The sequence below is a fragment of the Altererythrobacter sp. KTW20L genome (genome assembly GCF_023501975.1).
Classification (GTDB): Bacteria; Pseudomonadota; Alphaproteobacteria; order Sphingomonadales; family Sphingomonadaceae; genus Alteraurantiacibacter.
On sequence record NZ_JAMFLH010000004.1, the window covers coordinates 253,775 to 273,169 of the forward strand.

At 62.8% G+C, this 19,395-nt stretch carries 17 protein-coding genes, 1 tRNA gene and 3 pseudogenes; 13 read left to right on the plus strand and 8 right to left on the minus strand.

The features are described from left to right. Window positions 1-302: 302 nt before the first annotated feature. The gene (locus tag M3P36_RS05740) at window positions 303-704 is read left to right on the plus strand and encodes a GFA family protein (RefSeq protein WP_249702289.1); all 402 of its coding nucleotides are present in this window, start codon (window positions 303-305) and stop codon (window positions 702-704) included. Window positions 705-966: 262 nt separating this feature from the next. Here the strand turns inward: M3P36_RS05740 and pdeM are convergent, their stop codons facing one another. Beyond that, window positions 967-1,680, minus strand: coding sequence for a ligase-associated DNA damage response endonuclease PdeM (gene pdeM / locus M3P36_RS05745; RefSeq protein ID WP_249702290.1), 714 nt, complete (start codon window positions 1,678-1,680; stop codon window positions 967-969). Between the two features lie 172 nt (window positions 1,681-1,852). On the opposite strand from pdeM, the gene hemF reads away from it, so the two are divergent. Then, window positions 1,853-2,710: an oxygen-dependent coproporphyrinogen oxidase gene (gene hemF / locus M3P36_RS05750; RefSeq protein ID WP_249702291.1), complete on the plus strand. Its 858-nt coding sequence runs from the start codon at window positions 1,853-1,855 to the stop codon at window positions 2,708-2,710. Between the two features lie 9 nt (window positions 2,711-2,719). Here the strand turns inward: hemF and M3P36_RS05755 are convergent, their stop codons facing one another. Together M3P36_RS05755 and gntA are read right to left on the minus strand one after the other, a co-directional pair. Beyond that, a complete protein-coding gene (locus M3P36_RS05755) occupies window positions 2,720-3,316 on the minus strand; it encodes a DUF1989 domain-containing protein (RefSeq protein WP_502798361.1) in 597 nt (198 codons plus the stop codon). Then, window positions 3,313-4,011, minus strand: coding sequence for a guanitoxin biosynthesis heme-dependent pre-guanitoxin N-hydroxylase GntA (gene gntA, locus M3P36_RS05760; RefSeq protein ID WP_249702292.1), 699 nt, complete (start codon window positions 4,009-4,011; stop codon window positions 3,313-3,315). Before gntA ends, M3P36_RS05755 begins: the two co-directional genes overlap by 4 nt. A 106-nt stretch (window positions 4,012-4,117) precedes the next feature. Here gntA and M3P36_RS05765 point away from each other — a divergent pair, with 106 nt between their 5' ends. Then, the gene (locus tag M3P36_RS05765) at window positions 4,118-6,199 is read left to right on the plus strand and encodes a RelA/SpoT family protein (RefSeq protein ID WP_249702293.1); all 2,082 of its coding nucleotides are present in this window, start codon (window positions 4,118-4,120) and stop codon (window positions 6,197-6,199) included. Window positions 6,200-6,396: 197 nt separating this feature from the next. Here M3P36_RS05765 and M3P36_RS05770 read toward each other — a convergent pair whose 3' ends face one another. The 3 genes from M3P36_RS05770 to M3P36_RS05780 all read right to left on the minus strand — a co-directional run bounded on the left by M3P36_RS05770 (window position 6,397) and on the right by M3P36_RS05780 (window position 8,299). Next, a complete protein-coding gene (locus tag M3P36_RS05770; RefSeq protein WP_349630543.1) occupies window positions 6,397-6,759 on the minus strand; it encodes a DUF1905 domain-containing protein in 363 nt (120 codons plus the stop codon). Continuing rightward, window positions 6,756-7,736, minus strand: coding sequence for a peptidylprolyl isomerase (locus tag M3P36_RS05775; RefSeq protein ID WP_249702295.1), 981 nt, complete (start codon window positions 7,734-7,736; stop codon window positions 6,756-6,758). Before M3P36_RS05775 ends, M3P36_RS05770 begins: the two co-directional genes overlap by 4 nt. Window positions 7,737-7,894: 158 nt before the next feature. Beyond that, window positions 7,895-8,299, minus strand: coding sequence for a metallopeptidase family protein (locus M3P36_RS05780; RefSeq protein WP_249702296.1), 405 nt, complete (start codon window positions 8,297-8,299; stop codon window positions 7,895-7,897). 82 nt (window positions 8,300-8,381) lie between these two features. On the opposite strand from M3P36_RS05780, the gene M3P36_RS05785 reads away from it, so the two are divergent. Then, window positions 8,382-8,472: transfer RNA gene (locus M3P36_RS05785), tRNA-Ser, on the plus strand. Between the two features lie 634 nt (window positions 8,473-9,106). On the opposite strand, the pseudogene M3P36_RS05790 reads toward M3P36_RS05785, so the two are convergent. Then, a pseudogene (locus M3P36_RS05790) lies at window positions 9,107-9,460 on the minus strand (DDE-type integrase/transposase/recombinase); the annotation flags it as partial. A 41-nt stretch (window positions 9,461-9,501) separates the two neighbouring features. On the opposite strand from M3P36_RS05790, the gene M3P36_RS05795 reads away from it, so the two are divergent. From M3P36_RS05795 to M3P36_RS05805, 3 genes and pseudogenes are all read left to right on the plus strand, one after another. After that, on the plus strand, window positions 9,502-10,218 hold the full coding sequence (locus tag M3P36_RS05795; protein WP_249702298.1) for an IS6 family transposase: 717 nt from the start codon (window positions 9,502-9,504) through the stop codon (window positions 10,216-10,218). A gap of 105 nt (window positions 10,219-10,323) precedes the next feature. After that, window positions 10,324-10,764 carry a polysaccharide biosynthesis/export family protein gene (locus M3P36_RS05800; RefSeq protein ID WP_249702299.1) on the plus strand — a complete coding sequence of 147 codons (441 nt, stop codon included), beginning with the start codon at window positions 10,324-10,326 and terminating at the stop codon, window positions 10,762-10,764. A 136-nt stretch (window positions 10,765-10,900) separates the two neighbouring features. Beyond that, window positions 10,901-11,083, plus strand: a pseudogene (locus M3P36_RS05805) (IS6 family transposase); the annotation flags it as partial. A 352-nt stretch (window positions 11,084-11,435) separates the two neighbouring features. Here the strand turns inward: M3P36_RS05805 and M3P36_RS05810 are convergent. Further along, window positions 11,436-12,102 (minus strand): annotated as a pseudogene (locus M3P36_RS05810) (IS6 family transposase). Window positions 12,103-12,273: 171 nt separating this feature from the next. Here M3P36_RS05810 and M3P36_RS15150 point away from each other — a divergent pair. From M3P36_RS15150 to M3P36_RS05835, 6 genes are all read left to right on the plus strand, one after another. Then, a complete protein-coding gene (locus M3P36_RS15150) occupies window positions 12,274-12,399 on the plus strand; it encodes a hypothetical protein (RefSeq protein ID WP_283773340.1) in 126 nt (41 codons plus the stop codon). 496 nt (window positions 12,400-12,895) lie between these two features. After that, window positions 12,896-15,358: a TonB-dependent receptor gene (locus tag M3P36_RS05815; RefSeq protein WP_249702300.1), complete on the plus strand. Its 2,463-nt coding sequence runs from the start codon at window positions 12,896-12,898 to the stop codon at window positions 15,356-15,358. A gap of 102 nt (window positions 15,359-15,460) precedes the next feature. After that, on the plus strand, window positions 15,461-15,862 hold the full coding sequence (locus M3P36_RS05820; RefSeq protein WP_249702301.1) for an MFS transporter: 402 nt from the start codon (window positions 15,461-15,463) through the stop codon (window positions 15,860-15,862). Between the two features lie 20 nt (window positions 15,863-15,882). Continuing rightward, the gene (locus M3P36_RS05825; RefSeq protein ID WP_249702302.1) at window positions 15,883-16,158 is read left to right on the plus strand and encodes a hypothetical protein; all 276 of its coding nucleotides are present in this window, start codon (window positions 15,883-15,885) and stop codon (window positions 16,156-16,158) included. A gap of 114 nt (window positions 16,159-16,272) precedes the next feature. Then, window positions 16,273-16,524, plus strand: coding sequence for a hypothetical protein (locus M3P36_RS05830; protein WP_249702303.1), 252 nt, complete (start codon window positions 16,273-16,275; stop codon window positions 16,522-16,524). 137 nt (window positions 16,525-16,661) lie between these two features. After that, entirely contained in the window at window positions 16,662-19,232 is a 2,571-nt protein-coding gene (locus M3P36_RS05835; RefSeq protein ID WP_249702304.1) for a G8 domain-containing protein, read from the plus strand. The last annotated feature ends 163 nt before the right edge of the window (window positions 19,233-19,395 follow it).

A 19,395-nucleotide genomic window follows, 5' to 3' on the forward strand; every position in this document is an offset into this window, starting at 1 on the left:
CCCGCGCGCTAGTGGGGACATGGCGCGCGCCTCCGGTTGACCTGCGCCGTGGCCCCGCCACCACAATGCCCGCACCGCCTGCGCGGACAAAGGTGACACAAGTGACACCCTGTCACCTTTGTTTTGCGCCAGAAAAGCGCTTTCTATCAGCGCGTTGAATACCGGCGGACAAAGTGACACCGTCCCGGGAGAAACATGCATTTCGGGCCTTTTCATCATGCCCGCCAGCTAGGCCGGTTGCAGGCCTGTAGGAAAGCCTCGCGACATTCCGCTGCGGGCAGGCTCATGCTAGGGGCCACGCCATGACCAGCATCACCTGCCTCTGCGGCCAAGTCCGCATCGAAACCGCCCGCCTCCCCGACTACCTGAACGATTGCAACTGCGCGCTGTGCCGCAAGTCCGGCGCGCGCTGGGGTTATTTCGCTCCCGCCGATGTGACCGTTGAAGGTGTCACGGCCACTTTCGTCCGCGCCGACAAGGAGTATCCTTCTGCCGAACTGCACTTCTGCGCCGCTTGCGGCAGCACCACCCATTTCCGCCTCACGCCCGCCGCGCAGGAAAAGCACGGCGATGTGGTCACCGGCGTAAACCTGCGGCTGGCGGAAGATGGCGACCTTGCGGGCGTGGAAGTGCGCTTCCCCGATGGCGCACACTATGCGGGCGAGGGCGAGGTACCCTACCTGCGGGGACCGGTTACGCTCTAGGGTCAGGACCCAATAACCGCACCATCGAGGTTTGAGTCAAAACGGCTCAGTGCAAGGAAGGAAGCCGCAGGAATATACCCATATTTCAAGGCTTCCTGACGCAGCAATGGGCCGTTTTGGCCAAATCCCTTCGGGACGTCGGAATGGCTTCCATCTCGAACCGAAACGGCCTTGGAAAGGCATCCAGCCTTCCCGGCGGCCCTTTCAGTCCGAAATGTTCGCCATTCCGACGCCTCGATGGTGCGGTTAATGGGTCCTGACCCTAAGCCGCCCGCCACAGTGGAAAGCGCGCGAGCCGCTCGCCTGCCGGAACCACCGCGTCGATCGCGTTTGCAGGCTGCATGGCGGCAAGGATCGCCGGATCGGCCGCATCCATGCCCCCTGTCAGCGAGCCGAAGGCGGGCAGGATCATCCGGCCCGAGCCCCCATCGCAAGCGCTGATCACCGTGCAGGGGCGGCGGATCGACCGCTGGCGCACTTTCAGTTGCAGGCGCGGGTGGAAATGGCCGGAAAGCTCGGGCCGTGTCTCGCCCGCCTTGGCATGGTGGCGCAGGACCAGCCCCGCCAGTTCCAGCTCGTCCACGAAATTGCCCCCCACCGTGGCTGGTGCATGGTCATGGTGTTTGCTGTCGTGATTGCCGGTGATCCACACCATGTCGAGCGCACGGGTCAGCGCATCGAGCATCCCCGCCGCATGGGGCTCCAGCCGCAGCGCGCCTGCGCCATCGTGGAAATTGTCGCCCAGCGTATAGATCCGCCGCGCGCCGGTTTCCTTGACCAGCCCCGCCAGCATTTCCAGCGTGGCGCGGCTGTCATAGGGCGGCAGCATCTGGCCGGTGCGGGCATAGTAGCTGGATTTCTCCAGGTGCAGGTCCGCCACCAGCAGGGCATTCTCGCGCGGCCAGAACAGCGCTCGCGCGCCCGCCAGGCGGAACTCCTCCCCGCAAAAATCGAAAGCGAACGAAACAGGAACCATGCCCTTGCACTTGCCTGTTCGGACCGCGCTTGACAACCCCCTCCCGCTTGCGGGAGGGGTAGCGAGACTTGCATGGGCGCAAGCCCGTGCCTAGTCGCAGCGGGGTGGGCGCTGCGCCCGCCCGCCATGCCCACCCCCAGCCCCTCCCGCAAGCGGGAGGGGGGAGACCGAAATGACCGACTGGACCAATCAAACCGCCGAGGCCCGCGCCTGGTTCGAAGCCCTGCGGGACCGCATCTGCGCCGCGTTCGAGGCGATCGAGCGCGAGGCGGGATCGGATGCGAGCTTTGAATACCTCGCCTGGGACCGCGAGACCGATGACGGCGCCGATGGCGGCGGCGGCGTGCGCGGGGTGATGAAGGGCAAGGTGTTCGAGAAGGTCGGCGTCAATGTCTCGACCGTGTCGGGCGAATTTGCCCCCCAGTTTGCCGGCACGATCAACGGTGCCAGCGTGGACAACCCCGGCTTTACCGCCACCGGCATTTCGCTGGTCGCCCACATGGCCAACCCGCACGTGCCTGCGGTCCACATGAACACCCGTTTTTTGACGACACAGGCCGCATGGTTCGGCGGCGGGGCGGACCTCAATCCGCCACTGCCATACAAGGAAGACACCGAGGCCTTCCACGCCCGTTTCCGCGCCGCCTGCGCCGCGCACAACCCGACCTATTACGACCGCTTCAAGCAGTGGGCAGACGATTACTTCTTCATCCCCCACCGCAACGTCCATCGCGGCGTGGGCGGCATTTTCTACGATCACCTGGAGTGCGAGGATGAAGCCGCTTTCGCCCGCCACTTCGCCTTTACCCGCGACGTGGGCGAGGCCTTCCTCGATGTGTACCCGAAGATCGTGCGCGGGCGCATGAACACGGAGTTCTCGCCCGCCGACAAGCAGCAGCAGCTCGAATGGCGCGGCCGCTATGCCGAATTCAACCTCGTCTATGATCGGGGTACCCTGTTCGGCTTGAAGACCGGCGGCAACATCGATGCCATCCTGATGAGCCTGCCGCCCGAGGCGACCTGGGGGTGAGAGGCTGGCCTAGCGCGGCGGCAGCACCCGCCAGCCGATCGGCTTGAACGTACCGCCGTTGGAGGCATAGGCGGAGCATGCGGTAAGGCCCACTACCAGGTCCATTTTGGCCTCCAGCCGGATCACGTCGCCCGCCTTCGATGGCGGCGGCTCGACGCTGATCTTCCCGCTCGCCCCATCGAACGGCACGTTCATGAACACATTGAAGGCGGTGGGGATCATGTCCGGTTCAACCCCATAGGGTTCCAGCGCCTCGGCCAGGTTGCCGAAGCAGCCGCGGTGGAGCGGCTTGTCGGGATAGAAATGGGCGAACGTCGCCTCGCTGCACGGGGTCAGCAGGAAATCGTGGCAGCCGACATCGTCGTGCGTGATTTCCAGCATGGGGTTGGAGCGGTTGGACCACAGCGTGTTGCCCTTCGTCAGCTTAAGCGTTTCCTCGTAATCGAAGGTCCGCCCGTTCGACAGCACCTCGCGTACATCGGCGATGTTGTAGGCGACAAGGTCCGCCACCTGGCAGCCCATCAGGTCCACCACTTCCAGCGCCTCGCCTGCGTGCAGGCGCAGGGCAACGCCACTGCGCGGCGGAATGATGTTGGCGCCCATCATGCGCGCTTGTCGTTGAACGGCGGGGTCCATGACGGATCGACCAGCCGCCCGGAATACTGCGGCGCCTCGCTGGCATCGCCGTGGCGGGCGAGCATGGGGTTGATGTCGCCCGACAGCTTGCGGTCGCGATCGAGGATCGTCTCGCGCATCTTCTCGTAGCGGCCCTCCTCGCGCAGTTTCTCGAACTGGTCGTGGAGGTTGAACACCATTGTGGGCCGGGCAAAGCGGCGGGCCGGGCGGCTGGCCTGCGGATGGAGGCCGACCACGAAGAACGCCTCGCCGCCAAAGCTCAGCGAGAAATGCGGATTGGCCGGATCCGGGCTTACCCGCGCATCATAGGGCTGGCCGCGCCAGTGATCCTTGTCAGCCAGCGACTGGATGCGTTCCCACATATGCTGCTCGAACTGGTCCTCGTCGAGGTCGAGCGGGCCTTCGAACACCACTGCCAGGCTACGCAGGCCCCCAGGCTCGTCGCGGTAGTCATAGGCCCAGTGGAGCAGTTCGTCATGCAGCTGCACATCGTTCCACCCGCTGGTGATGTCGCGCGCGGGCACCACCTTGAGCGTGCCGCGGGCCAATGCGGACTTGGCGCCGACGCAGGGGAAACCCGGCTCGGCGATCCAGCTCTCCAGCTCGGCACGCAGGGTTTCTGCGCTGCTGCGCGCGTCGGGCGGGGTGTGGTCAGCGAGGGTCATATGCCGGTAAAACTACGCCTGCTTTCATTCGGTTCCTTTACCTATGCGCGTCTGGCCACGCTTTGTGACTTGCCGAATGCCACGCTGCACCGCACATCAGGGGGCGATGCTGCGCCAGTATGAACTTGTTGAACGGGTGAAAGCCTACGATCCCGACGCCGACGAGGCGCTGCTCAACCGCGCCTATGTCTATACGGTGCAGAAGCACGGCAGCCAGAAGCGCGCCAGCGGCGATCCCTATTTCAGCCACCCGGTCGAAGTGGCGGGCCTGATGACCGACCTGAAGCTGGACCAGGAAACCATCATCACCGCCCTGCTGCATGACACGGTGGAAGATACCCTGGCCACGATCGAGGATATCGAGGCGCTGTTCGGCCCAGATGTTGCGCGGCTGGTCGATGGCGTAACCAAGCTGTCCAAGATCGAACAGATGCCCGAAAACGAGCGGGCGGCCGAGAATTTGCGCAAGTTCCTCCTCGCCATGTCCGAAGACCTGCGCGTGCTCCTGGTCAAGCTGGCCGACCGGCTGCACAACATGCGCACGCTGCATTTCATCAAGGATCCGGAAAAGCGCCGCCGCATCGCTCGCGAGACAATGGAAATCTACGCCCCCCTGGCCGAGCGGGTGGGCATGTACGAATATATGCGCGAAATGCAGATGCTCGCCTTCGAGCAACTGGAGCCCGAGGCCTATGCCACGATCACCGGCCGGCTCGAACAAATCCGTTCCAGCGAAGGCGGGCAGGTCGATGCCATTGCCCTGAAGATCAAGCAGGCCCTGGCCGAGGCGGGCCTGCAGGTGGAAGTATCGGGCCGCGAAAAGCACCCCTTTTCGATCTGGAAGAAGATGGCCGAACGCCACGTTTCGTTTGAACAGATCACCGATATCATGGCCTTCCGCGTGCTGACGCAAAGCGTGGAGGATACCTACCGCGCACTGGGTGTGCTCCATACCGCGTGGCAGATGGTGCCGGGGCGGTTCAAGGATTTCATTTCCACTCCAAAATCAAACGGATACCGCAGTCTGCACACCACGCTGATCCATTCGGGATCGATGCGGGTGGAAGTGCAGATCCGCACGCACGAAATGCACCGCACCAACGAATTCGGCTATGCCGCGCACTGGGCCTATAAGCAGGATGACCGGCCCGATGGCGCGGTGGGCTGGCTGCGCGACCTGATCGAGATCGTCGATGCCAGCCACGATGCCGAGGAACTGCTCGAACATACCAAGATGGCGATCTACCAGGACCGCATCTTCGCCTTCACCCCCAAGGGCGCGCTGTTCCAGTTGCCACGCGGGGCAACCGCGGTGGATTTCGCCTTCGCCGTCCATACCGATCTTGGCGCGCAGACCGTGGGGGCCAAGATCAACGGCCGACACATGCCGCTGAGGACGCCGCTGGGCAATGGCGACGTGGTGGAACTGATCAAATCGCCCCATGCCACGCCGCAGCTTTCGTGGCTGGGCTTTGTCGTCACCGGCAAGGCCCGCGCCTCGATCCGCCGTGCCGTGCGGCAGAAGGAACGCGCCGAGATTGCCGAGATCGGCTCCAAGCTGTTTGACGAGATCGTGGAGCGGCTGCCCGCCAAGGTCGGCAAGAAGGCGCGTCTGGCGGCGGTCGAGCGGCTGGAACTGGATGATGAGGAAGACCTGATGGTCGCCATCGGCACGGCCAAGCTGACCGACCGCGAGGTGATGGAAGCCCTCGTACCCGGCTCCACCGCGGACCTGCCGGACGAACCGCAGCAAGGCCGCGCGATCAGCATCAAGGGCCTGACGCCGGGCATGGGCTTCACGCTCGCCCAGTGCTGCCACCCCTTGCCGGGCGACCGCATCGTGGGCCTCCGGCGCAAGGGGCAGGGGGTGGAAGTCCACGCCATTGATTGCATGGAACTGGCCAGTGGACAGGATGCCGACTGGGTGGACCTGTCATGGGGCGAACATTCGCGCGGGGCCGTGGGGCGGCTGCATGTGACGCTCTACAACCGCCCGGGCACCCTGGCCGAGATGGCGGGCACTTTCGCGCGCAACAATGCCAATGTGATGAACCTCGAACTCACCCAGCGCGACGATCCGTTCCACACCTATGAAGTGGACCTCGAAGTGCAGGACCTGGCGCATATCACGCGGATCGTTTCGAGCTTGCGGGCGAGTGACAGCGTGGCGGAAGCGGAGCGGGTTTAGGACAGCCCATTTTCCGCCATCCCTTCTCGTCATCCTGAACTCGTTTCAGGATCCATCTCGATGATTGCGCTGAGCCGAGAGTGAGACAGCAACCTGACAACATGGTTCCTTATCCCCAAACTCCGCGACTGCGGCATGATGGGTCCTGAAACGAGTTCAGGATGACGGAGTTTAGTTTAGAGAACGCGGTGCCTTGACTAGAGCAGCGCCAGCTCCACCGTCACCGCATCGCCTTCGGCCAGGTCCTCCGCCTTGCGCACGGTCAGCTTGACCGGCAGCAGGTAGCCATCATGCGCCTTGCTCGGGAATACCGAGGTGCGCCACGCGGTCCCGCCGATCCGCGCCTCGACCTTGACCGAGCCGAACCCGCGACCACTCCCCAGTTCCAGCCGCCGCAGCGCCTCATGCGCCGCAATCGCCTCGCCTGCCGCGCCATCGATGGTGAGGAAATGCCAGCTCGCCGAGCCGTCCGGCCCCGCCCACAACCACAGCGTCCCGGTGTGACAGACATCGAAAGCCCCCTCTTCTTTAGAGGAGGGGGTTGGGGGTGGTGGCGTCACCGCGCCGCAGCCCGCACCGGCACCTGCACATTGCACACATCCACCCCGCCCGCCGGCACGGTGTAGAACGCATCGTTGCGGTTGGCGCGGCTCTCGACATAGCGGGCGAAGCTCTCGCCTTCCGTGGACAGGTATTCAAACTGCGGCGCTTCTGGCAACTCGCTTCCCAGCCTTACCGAAACAATCGGCGTGTCCTCGGCGCGATATTCATAGACCCCCGCCTCGCCCGTCCCGCGTCGCAGGGTGGAGAGGTGCTCGATGCCGGAAATCACCCGGCCCACCACCGCGATGTTGCGATCGAGCTGGCGCGGCGCATGGCCGATTACGGCGTAGAGTTCAGCGCCCGTGCCGGTATCGGGCGCAAGGTCGCGGGCGACGCCGACGTGGGCGTAACAGTGGATGGGCCAGACTCCCTCTCCATTCTTGTCGGCTGCGATTGGCCAGCCGTCTATCCACATTTCCATGTCTGCGTAATGTCCCGTTCGCGGCCAGTCCGCGTAGCCATCGAGCCAAGCTATCCGGTGGTCGGTGATGCCCTCGTAAGCATTTCCCAGATATTCTTCGATGAGTGGTCGATTGAGTCGGCTCGGCCTGGAAGCATAGGGCAGGCCGGTCGTTGCCAGAGTGCCTTCCGGCAACGGCTTCTCCTCGCTCACATCACCCCATTGCGCCACCCAGTTATCGACCACGCGGTAAACGCTCGTCCCGTCCCACCAGTGGGCGCGGGCGAGCTTGCGCACGTTCTCCACCCACGGCTGGCTGAACGGCGCGGGCATCAACTGGATCACCACCTGCCGCGCGCGCCCAGCCGCATCGGGAGCGAGGTCCATCACCAGCAGGTCTTCCGGCGCAATCGCCACCCATTCCTCCGGCGCGGCGGCTTCGACGATGGAGGCGGGGGTGACCGGTTCCGCCTCCTGCGCCATCGCAGGCGCGGCGAGGGCCAGGGGCAGGGCGAGGAGAGCGAGGCGGTTCATGCGATGCATAGTGTCAGAAATCCTTCGCCCCACAACCCGAGTTCCGTTCGTGTCGAGCGAAGTCGAGACACCACAGCACGGCATCTCGACTTCGGACTGCTGGTCCGAAGTTTATCCTGAGCGAAGTCGATGGGCTTGATGCGAACGGGAAATCTTTGTTACCCCGCCATCTCCTCCAGCGCATGCATCGCCTCGTCGCTCAAACCAAAGTGGTGCCCCACCTCGTGGATCGTCACGTGGGCCACCAGATGCTCCAGCGTCTCGTCACCCCGCGCTACCCATTCGTCGAGGATCGGGCGGCGGAACAGGCGCACGCGGTCGGGCATGGTGCCGGACAGCGACACGCTCTTTTCGCCCAGCGGATAGCCCTCGTAGACGCCGGTCAGGTCGAACGGATCCTCGATCCCCAGCTCGGCCAGCAGCTCGTCGTCGGCAAAGTCCTCCACCAGCAGCACCAGGTCGCCCAGATGCGCGCGGAATTCCTCCGGCAGGCGGGCGATGGTGGCGCGGGCAATGGCCTCGATATGGTCGGCGCCGGGCGCCTCGCCGAATGTGCGTGTCATGGCCGAGAGATAGGCCGCAAGGCGCCGCTTGTCATCCGCCCCCGCGCCAGCTAGGAGCGCGCCTCTGCCAAGACAGGCATGCGGAGCGGTGGCCGAGTGGTCGAAGGCGCACGCCTGGAAAGTGTGTATAGGTCAAAAGCCTATCGTGGGTTCGAATCCCACCCGCTCCGCCACCTATATTATTGTTTTTTCTCGCTTTTTTCGGCTCGAGAACAAACATTTTCCCACATATCGAAACTCATCCGATTTTCCCTGCATCAGGGGAATTTTTCATTTTCGGGGCAAATTTTCTCTGTCCGGAAATTGAGGTGAGTTAGTGGCGACATTTCCGGTCGATAGCAGGACAAAACTCAACCGACATTTCGAATTTATGTTTGCCCGCCACCTATATTCCCCACCACTCTCTGTAATTTGTTGCCCTGAAATTGGGCCGCAATCCCGGGCGTTTGCGGCCTGCAATCCGTCATGAGCCGCTATCTTGCGGCCATTCTCCGGCCGGTTCGAGCCCGAATTGCGGGGCGAGTCTCCGCACCAATGACAATCGGTTGGGTTTCCCTGTTCACGGGAAGTTTACAGGGAAAACAGCTGATTTTCGGTCGATTCAGGCCATTTTGGGCGATATCGGGCCATCGACGCACCGAAAATAGTGCGGTCTAACAGGAGCTTGTTGAGTCCAAAATGCCGTTTTCCCTGCTCTCGAGGTAACAGGGAACTGAATCGCGATAACAGGGAACAATTCTGGCCGATCAGGGAGGGTTTTGTCAGGGTAAGTTTTCCGGCATGCGTGAGGGCTGCAGCCTGATTTCTTCACCCGGCATCGGCAGACGCAGCGTTCCACTCCGCCACTGCGGCGGATCGGAACTGTCGCATTGTCTTTCGGGAGATGAGGTGACGCTGGATATTGAAGGTGTTGTAGATTGCACTGTGGGTGGAAACGAACCGCTGGGCTTGACCCTGGGACTTGAACCGCTGCATTTTCCGCTCCCGTCTTCGGACGGGGAGGTGTGAGTTTTCCACCCGGTTGTTGTCGCGCAACCGGCCGGGTTTGTGGCGCTTCAGGCCGCCCAGATCTCGCAAGGCAGCCTTGTACGAAGCGAGGCCATCGGTCACGATTTTGTCCGGCACGTAGCCTTGGTTCTTGAGGGCTCTGTCAGACCAAACGCACCGCTGGCGTTTTGAGCGAGGCGGGGTAGGGCGCTCGCATGCCTCGACCTCGCAAACCCGCCAGCCCGTTTCGCTACTTCAACTCATCGCCCGAGGTGATCCGCCTGGTGGTGCTGATGTATGTGCGCTTCCCGCTGTCGCTGCGGAACGTGGAGGACCTGCTGTTTGAACGCGGCATCGACATCAGCCACGAAACTGTGCGCCACTGGTGGAACAGGTTCGGCCCGATGTTCGACGCTGACGTCCGGCGCCAGCGGGTCAGCCGGATGAAGGGCTTCCGGCAGTGGAAATGGCACCTCGACGAGGTCTACGTAAAGATCAACGGCGAAATGCATTACCTCTGGCGCGCGGTCGACCAGGAGGGCGAGGTGCTGGAAAGCTACGTCACCAAAACTCGCGACAAAAAGGCTGCCCTGCGGTTCATGAAGAAGGCGCTGAAACGCCACGGCTCGCCGGCCGAGATCACGACCGATGGCCTGCGCTCGTATAAGGCGGCGATGAACGAACTGGGCAATTCCGACAAGCAGGAGGTGGGACGCTGGGCCAACAACCGGGTGGAGAACAGCCACCTGCCGTTTCGGCGACGAGAGCGGGCCATGCTGCGGTTCCGACAGATGAAGTCGTTACAGAAGTTCGCCTCGGTCCACGCCAACGTCCACAACCACTTCAATCTCGAACGCCATCTGATCGACAGACAGACCTACAAGACCCGCCGCTCGGCCGCACTGGCCGAGTGGCAGTCGCTCATGGCCTGAACCGACGCAGGCTTGGGGACAGCTCTGCCAATCGGAGACGAGTTGCGGTTAGACTGACAGCACCCCCTGGATGCCATAATCCAGCAGCCCGAACAGAACATCCGCATGCTGCCCGACGATATCATTTCGGTCTCGCACCGGCCGTTCACCTTTGTGGCGCTTGGCGCGGTTTCGCAGAATGCCGAGGTGCCGTTCGAGGGCAAGGGCATCAGCCTTGCCCAGGCCCTGGGGCGGATTGGCGGTCTGCGCAGTGATCGCGCTGCCTTGCGCGGCGTTTTCATCTTCCGCCTGGAAGACCCGGCGGCGATGGATCCGTTGCTGGCAAACACGGCGCGGCGCACCCAGGAAGGCCGCATTCCGGTAGTCTATCGCCTCGACATGTCCGACCCGGCCAGCTTCTTCGTGGCGCAGGACTTCGACGTCCGCGACAAGGACGTACTCTATGTCTCGACTGCTCCGGGAGTGGACCTGCAGCGCTTCCTGTCCACGCTATCGAGCTTGGCTTTCTCGACCATCGCAATCACCGATGCCCTGTCATCAAACTAGTGAGTGCTGTCAGTCTAACCGCAACTCGTCTCCGATTGGCAGAGCTTTCCACAACCCAGCATCGGCTCAGGCGGTGGTGTCAGGCAAAAGCTAACTTGTCTCCGCTTGCGGCCTTTCGTCGCATAGAGAGACGAGAATGAACCCGAAATCCTTCAAGCGTCTCCGGTTTCCGCCTGACACGATCCGACTGGCGGTGTGGCTCTATTTCCGCTTCACGACGAGCTTGTGCGATGTCGAGGAGATGCTCGCCGAACGCGGGATCGACGTCACCTATGAGACCGTTCGATGCTGGGCCAACAAGTTCGGTCCGGCGATCGCCGCAAGCCATTACCAAACCACAATAATTTCATTGTGCCGCCGGTGCAATATTACCCAAAATGGCCTGAATCGACCCCAAATCAGCGATTTTCCCTGTAAACTTCCCGAGAACTGGGAAACCCAACCGATTGTCATTGGTGCGGAGACTCACCCCGCAATTCGGGCTCGAAACGGCCGGAGAATGGCCGCAAGATAGCGGCTCATGACGGGTTGCCGACCACAAACCCACGCAATTGCGGCCCAATTTCGGGGCAGCGAATTACAGAGAACGGCGGGGAATATGGGTGGCGGTGCGGTCAGTCTAACCGCAACTTGTCTCCGATTGGCGGAGTTAGCCCCAACCCAGCGTCGGTTCAGGCCATGAGCGACTGCCACTCGGCCAGGGCGGCCGAGCGGCGGGTCTTGTAGGTAGTCCTGTCGACGAGGTGACGTTCGAGGTTGAAGTGGTTGTGGACGTTGGCGTGAACCGAGGCAAACTTCTGTAAGCTCTTCATCTGCCTGAATCGCAACATCGCCCTTTCTCTTCGTCGAAATGGCAGGTGGCTGTTCTCCACCCGGCTGTTGGCCCAACGTCCGACCTCCTGTTTGTCGGCATTGCCAAGCTCGTTCATGGCCGCCTTGTAAGAGCGCAAGCCGTCGGTGATAATCTCTGAAGGCGAGCCGTGGCGCTTCAGCGCGTACTTCATGAAAGCCAGCGCCGCCGTCTTATCGCGAGTTTTTGTGACGAAGCTCTCGAGGACCTCGCCCTCTTGGTCGACCGCTCGCCACAGGTAATGCATCTCGCCGTTGATCTTTACGCTGCCGTCGGACGTCAGCGGCAAACATGGGTCCGAAGCGGTTCCACCAGTGGCGCACGGTCTCATGGCAAACATCAATGCCGCGTTCGAAGAGCAGGTCCTCCACGTTCCGCAGCGACAGCGGGAAGCGGATTTACATCAGCACCACAAGGCGGATCACCTCGTGTGATGAGTTGAAACGGCGAAATGGGCTTGGCGGTAGGGCTCGGGATTTGCGCGGCATCCCTGCTGGCTAGCAGGGCTCGACGCCAGGTGCCACGTTGCTCTGACAGTGCCCACATACAGCATCACTACCATGCGGATGACTTCGGGCGATGAGTGGAAGTACCTAAACGGATTTGCGGTCGTGGTCATCCCGCTTGGCTAGCAATCCAACGCGCAGCCGGCCATCCCTTTGACAGTGCCGTACGAAGTGACCGTCCGCTACTGCCGCGACCGCCACGGCGCACTGATCGAGTTCCAGAGCGCCGAAAACGACCGCAACCCGATCAACGAGCAGGGTGAAACCCTGTTCGAATGACGGACGGCGGTCAGCCGGCAACCTCGCGGTAAAAGTCCGTTTGACTCTGCCAAAAAGTTCATTTGACGAAATCAAATTAGCGGCATAGATCACGGGTAAGGTTCCCACGAAGTGGTGCCACAGGGAGGGGTAGAAGCAAGCGTATGCGCCAGGTAGACACTTGGGAGCCAAGCGCCAATTCAGGCAAACCGCTGCCCTTCCTGCACAAAAAGCCGGTGCCGTTCGCCCATCACTCCATCTTTTTGCGCCAGGTGGACCAGTTCTCCGACGCTCTTCTCGCGCCTGGCTCGTCGGCGACAGCTAGGCGCTCGCCGATTATCGCCTCTATCCGCATGCCGCGCAGCTCGCAACGCTCGAGCTTTGCGTGTCCGCAAGCATGGAGGACTGTCTGGCGCGGGTCGCCGCTGCCACGGTGATGGGGCCGGAGCCCGGCCGCCGGGAATAGAAGATCAATAAGGCCGACCAGCGAACCGGCGGCCACAGAAGTGGAGGGAGCATGATGAAGAAGATAGCCACTGAAACGGCTCGTCGGCGCTTGCAGCAGTCGGCCGGCTTGGCCGCAATGGCGACGATCCTGATGCTCGCGCCGCTGACGGCCGCGCACGCACAGGAGACTGAGGAAGAACCCGATCGCCGGGCCGCGGAGAACGTCACGATTGTCGTCACCGCACAGTTCCGCGAACAATTGCTGCAGGATGTTCCAATCGCCATCACCGCGATCACGGCCGACGAGCTCGAGCAGCGCAGTGTCAGGACCCTCGTCGATATTGCCGAAACCGTGCCCAATGTCGAAATGACCACCGGTGGCGCAGGCTTCGGCGCGCAGACCAATCAGGCATTCGTGCGCGGGCTGGGCCAGGTCGACTTTCTGACCGCATTCGAGCCGCGGGTCGGTTTCTATGTCGATGACGTCTATTACGCGACCACCTACGGTTCGGTGTTCGATGTGCTCGACCTCGAACGAGTCGAAGTGCTGCGCGGGCCGCAGGGGACGCTGTTCGGGCGCAACTCGGTCGGCGGCGCGTTACGGCTTATTTCTAAGAAGCCGGCCGGCGACAACAGCGGCTTCGTCGAGGCCCTTGGGGGATCGCGCAGCCGCTATCAGGTGCGCGGGGTGTACGATCTTGGCATCACCGACCAGCTTGCCTTCCGCGCCGTTGCCAGCGCCCGGGGGCAGGATGGCCAAGTCGAACGCCTGAGCTACAAATGTGCCAACCCGCAATTCGGAAATGCGCTGGTGGGCGGCCCCGGGCTTGAGGCGCAGGATGACGACGACTGCAAGGTCGGGACCCTTGGCGGAGGCAGCAGCCACAGCTTCCGCGGAACGCTCGGCTTCGAACCGCATTCGGCGCTGCAGGTCTACCTTTCGGCCGATTACAGCAAGGAACGCAGCGAAAGCTCGGCCGAAGTGATCCTCGACACGCAGAGCTCGCGGGTCAATCCGGAGACGGGAGTGATCGGCGGCGGCGTGATTCCGCCAGCCGGACCGGACACCAACGGTCTGGCCACCTGGCTGCGCGGCCTCGGTACCAGCTTTTACGGCTTCGACGTCTCGACGCCCGAAAAACTCGCACAAGTGGTTCAATCGTTCGAATCGCCCGGTCGGTACTCGACCTTCACCCGCTACGGCAACGAGCGGGTCGGGTTCGTCAATCCTGCGGTCGGCGATTTCGAGGCGTTCGGCGGCTCGCTGACCGTCGAGGCGGACCTCGCACCCACCCTGCATCTCACCTCGATCTCGGCCTACCGCGAGTACGAAGGCGATTTCGGCCAGAGTTCGCTCGCGGTACCGGTGCAGGAGGTGCGGAACGGCCTCAGCCACCGGCAGTTCAGCCAGGAATTGCGCCTGCTGGGCACCGCGCTGGGTGATCTGCTCGACTATACGTTCGGCGGATACTACCTCGACACGAAGACCCTGAACCCGGCGCGGGTGCAGACCGAAGGGTTCATCCCATCCGCGCTCGACTTCTTCAGCGATGACACATCGACGCTCGAGACCTGGGCGGTGTTCGGCGCAATCGACCTGCGGCCGACCGAGCGGCTGACACTGTCGGCGGGGCTGCGGTATTCGAACGAGAAGAAAACCTATACGTTCGACCGCGACTACACGCCGTCGGGTCTGGGCTTCCTAAACTTCGTCGCTACCGGCGAGAACCAGGACGACCGGTTAAACCCGCGCTTCTCCGTCAACTATGAATTGACACCCGACGCGAACATCTACGCCTCCTACGCCACCGGCTTCACCGCCTCGGCGTTCAACGCGCGGCCGTTCGGCGCGAGCGGCATCTTCGCGCTCGAGCCGGAGGAGGTCACGGCCTACGAATTGGGCTTCAAAAGCAATCTGTTCAACAATATGCTGCGCCTCAACGCGGCAGCCTTCCTGACCGATTTCGATGCCCTGGTGGGCACACTGAGCGATCCCACCGTGCGCAACGGGGCTTGCGCGATCTTCTGCAACGACAATGTCGGTAATGCGGAGATCAAGGGCTTCGAGATCGAGGCGGTCGCGCGGCCGGTCTATGGCCTGATGCTCTCGGCCAATGTCGGCTACACCAATTTCCAGTACAAGGAATTGCTGGCCGCTACGCAAGGGCTCACGCTCGACAGCCCGCAGGCGCGGGTGCCCAAGTGGAACCTGTCCGGCGCGGTGCAGTATGATTTCGAGACCGGGGTCGACCGGTTCATCACCCCGCGGCTCGACGTCAGCTACCGCTCGGATATCGCCTTTTCGCCCGACCTCCGAAACACTTCCGCGGTGCAGGAGGGCTATGCGCTTGCCAACGTCCGCATCACCTATACCGACGAGGGACTTGGCTTCTCGCTCGCACTGGCGGTCACCAATCTGTTCGACGAGTACTTCTTTACCTCCCTCACCGACCAGCGGAACTCTTTCGGTTTCCTCACCGGGGTTGTCGGGCGGCCGCGCGAGTGGGCGCTGACCGTGCGCAAGGATTTCTGATACGAAGCGACTGGGTGCCCGGTTTGATCGGGCACCCACTGCCTCCGGGAGTAAGGCACGGGCACGCTTGGCGGCAACGACCCGGTACCTGTTCCCCCCACGGTGCCACCTGCAGGAATCGGGCCCGACACCGCGCTGCCGGTGGACGCGAAATCGGCCTTTCCACCGCCGCGTGACGCCTGGTACGCGGTCAGCATCCTTGTCCTGACCACGACCTTCGCGATGCTCGACCAAGGCATACTGGGCCTGCTGATCCAGCAGATCATCGACGACTTCCAGCTGACCGATACGCAGGCGAGCATGTTAGTCGGCCCGGCATTTGCGTTCGTCTACGTCATCGTCGGGCTGCCGGTCTTGCCCTTGATCGACCGCTGGCGGCGGACGTGGATCATGTCGATCGGGATCACCGTGTGGAGTCTCGCCACGGCGGCATGCGGGCTGGCGAACAGTTTCGTCCAGCTGTTCGTGGCCCGCATGGTGTTGGCGCGGGCGAGGCGGTCATAGGGCCGTCCGCCTATTCGCTGGTGTCCGATTCCTTCTCCCGCGACCGGCTGCCCAAAGCGATCTATGTTCTTCAGATCGGTTCGGTCGCCGGTAGCGGGCTTCCCGGCGTGCTGGTCGCGATGATGCTGCAGACGGTAAAGGAGCCGCCGCGCCGCAACATCAGCCGCAACGTCTCGAATGTGCCGCTGGTGGGCGCGGTGAAGTATCTCTGGCTGCAATTTTGCGATCTACGGCCCGCTGTTCATCGGCATGACGCCGGGTGCGCTCGACAGCGGCGGCCGGGGCTTGCGTGGTGACGAAATACGTCGACGAGTATTTCTGTCCGGCGCTGACCGTGTTCGGCGCGCACAACGCCACCGGGGTTCGCCTCGACGATCGACAAGACCGAAATGGCCGCCCGGCTGGCGTGCATGTCCAACCCCGAGATGCGCCGAAATTGGGCAATTATCGCCGAAACCGGCTACAGCGAAGAGCAACTCGCCGACGCCCGCCCGGCTGACTACTCGCTGGCGGATATCAAGTGGTACTCGATGGCACTGGGGTTGCCGCATATGCTTCCCGATCTGTGCACCCGGGATATCGCTCCGCGTACGCTGGCGTGGCTCAGCCGCATGGCCGCACGGGCAGCAGTCGCGGCACTGGAAGAGTTCCGGCCGAAGTGATGCGCCGCTACTTTTGATCTTGTCAAAATGGCAGGTCCAGTGCAAAAAGTGGCCCGATATCAAGAGCGGGTCTCGAAGTTTTGAGTGAGGGGATACAAATCATGCGCGAGCCAACTCGCCGGCACCGTCTATCCCTGATGCTGTCCGTGGCCGTGCTGTTCGGCAGCGGAACCATTGTCCAGGCGCAGGACACGCACAGCCGTATGGATATGGCAGAGGATGCGGCGCCTACCGTGGTGAGGACGATGCGCTGGTCCGATCCGGCAACCTGGCCCGATGGCAGGGTGCCGGTCGAAGGCGCTGCCGTAACCATTGCGCGCGAAATGGATGTCGTGCTCGATGTCAGTCCGCCCGCCCTGCGCAGCCTGACCATCCAGGGCAAGCTCCGCTTTGCCGACGAACGCGATATTTCGCTGTCGACCGAGTGGATCTATGTGCCCGGCGGCGAGCTGGAAATCGGCACCGAGGGCAATCCCTTTACCCACAACGCCACCATCACGCTGACGGACAATGTCCCCGGCGAAGACATCAACACCATGGGTGACCGCGGGATCGTGCTGATGCGCGGCACGCTGAACCTGCATGGTGACCGCAAGAACGCCTGGACCAAGCTCGCCCGCACGGTCGAGGTCGGCAGCACGCGCATCGAAGTGCTCGATGCCAGCGACTGGCGGGTGGGTGACGCGATCGTCCTCGCCTCGACCGACTTCAATCCCCGGCAGGCGGAAAAGCGCCAGATTGTCGCTGTATCCGGCAACACGCTGACGCTAGACCAGCCGCTCGACTACATGCATTTCGGCGAGATCACCTTCGGGGTGGATCAACGCGGAGAAGTCGGCCTGCTCAGCCGCAATATCCGCGTGCAGGCTTCAGAGGATTCGGAGGAGACTTATTTCGGCGGCCACATCATGGCGATGGCCGGATCCAAAATGTACATCGACAGCGTCGAGCTCACCCGCATGGGCCAGCACCTGACGCTGGCGCGGTACCCGGTCCACTGGCACCTCCTCGGCGAAGGCGAGGGGCAGTACATCCGGAACGCGGCGATCCACGACACTTTCAGCCGCTGCGTGACGGTGCATGGCACCAACAACCTGCTGATCGAAAACAACGTGACCTACAACACGGTGGGCCACTGCTTCTTCATGGAAGATGGCATCGAGACGGGCAACCAGTTCGTCCGCAACCTCGGCATCCAGACCAAATGCCATCCGACCCTGCCGTGCGAGCCGACCAATCTGTTCCTGCCGCACCAGAACACAGCCGGCCAGGCGTCCGAGCATATCCTGATCCCGTCGGACAACACCGTGTCGACCTTCTGGATCACCAATCCCGACAATATCTACCGCGACAATGTGGCGGCGGGGTCCGACCAGATCGGCTTCTGGATGGCCTTTCCGCAGCATCCGACCGGCCAGTTCGAAGGTACCGAAATCAGCGCCAGGACCTGGCCCGGGCGGACCCAGTTGCGCGAGTTTAGCGGCAATGTCGCCCACTCCAACTTCGATGGCTTCATGCTCGACCGCGGGCCCCGACCCGACGGCACCTTCGGGATCGCCGGCCCCAACCTAACTGTTTACGCCGATCCCTCCGACACCAGCAGCGAAGTGCAGATGGCGGTGTTCGAAGATTTCACCGGCTACAAGAACAGCAACGGCGCGATCTGGGGGCGCGGCGAGTATCACCTCTACAGGAACCTGAAGCTGGCCGACAACGCGATCGGCTTCACCCATGCCACCAGCAGCCCCGGTATCGCGCCGTTCACCTCCCGCGTGGTGGACTCCCTGTTCGTGGGAGAAAGCGCCAATATCGGCAATCCCATCACGCCGGAGGAGATCGCCTACGGCCGCAGCCTGCCGAGCGCCGCGCCCGATTTCCCGATCCGCGGCTACGAGTATTACGATTTCCACCACGAGGTGGAGAACACCAGATTCGTGAACTTTCAGCCCAACGAATTGCGCGATGCGGGGGCGCTGTCCTACCTGTTGTTCACCAGTTTCGGGATGAGCACTGAGAATTCGGTCAAGGGCCTCACCTTCGAGAACGCGCAGCCGGTCAGCTTCCCGCCGATCCAGCGCCGCTGGGCGTCCGATTACGGTCGCAGCGCCGCCTACAAGAGCGCCACGTTCCGCGATCTGGATGGGTCTGTCACCGGTATTCCCGGTGCCCACGTCGTGATCGACAACGGCATCGCCGCCGACGAGGATTCCTGCGAGATCAAGGTGAGCTGGAATGCGGCGATCTGCGACGGCGACATCGGCCGCTTCCACATCGCGGGCGATTTCAACGGCTTCGAGACCGGCCCGATCGCCGAACCGATCATCCTCCAGCGTGGCGGCAGGAGATCGGCAGTGCCGCCGAACTGCGGGTCGAGACGGCCCGCGATACACTCACGCTCTCGCTGCGCGAAATGGATGAGGGTTCGTTCGTGCTGTTCGAACTTCCCGGCTTCGCCACCACCGCAGGCGGCACGCGGGCGGACAGCCTCGATGCGCTGCGCGAGGCCGACACGACGGCCTATTTCAGGGATGGCGACACGCTGTGGGTCAAGCTCGTGGTCGAAGACGCTGCCGCCGACGGTCCGGTCGTCGAGCAGGTCGGTAATATCGCTGCGCAGGCCAGTATCGAGGTCGGCCGGGAACGGCTCGGCGGCTGACGGCGAAGCTCGCTCATCGCTAACTTGCAAGAACGCAGGCCGCCGGTGGTGATCTCGACGGCCCGCCACAGGTAGTATATCTCGCCGTTGATATTCGCTGCGCCGCCCTTCGGGTTACGTACACCGAGTCGAGGCGCCGCTTCCGCTGTTAGAAGCGCCCCATCGGGCTCACCCGCTGGAGCTGGATGGCACCGGCGCACAATTTCCTCGCGCGA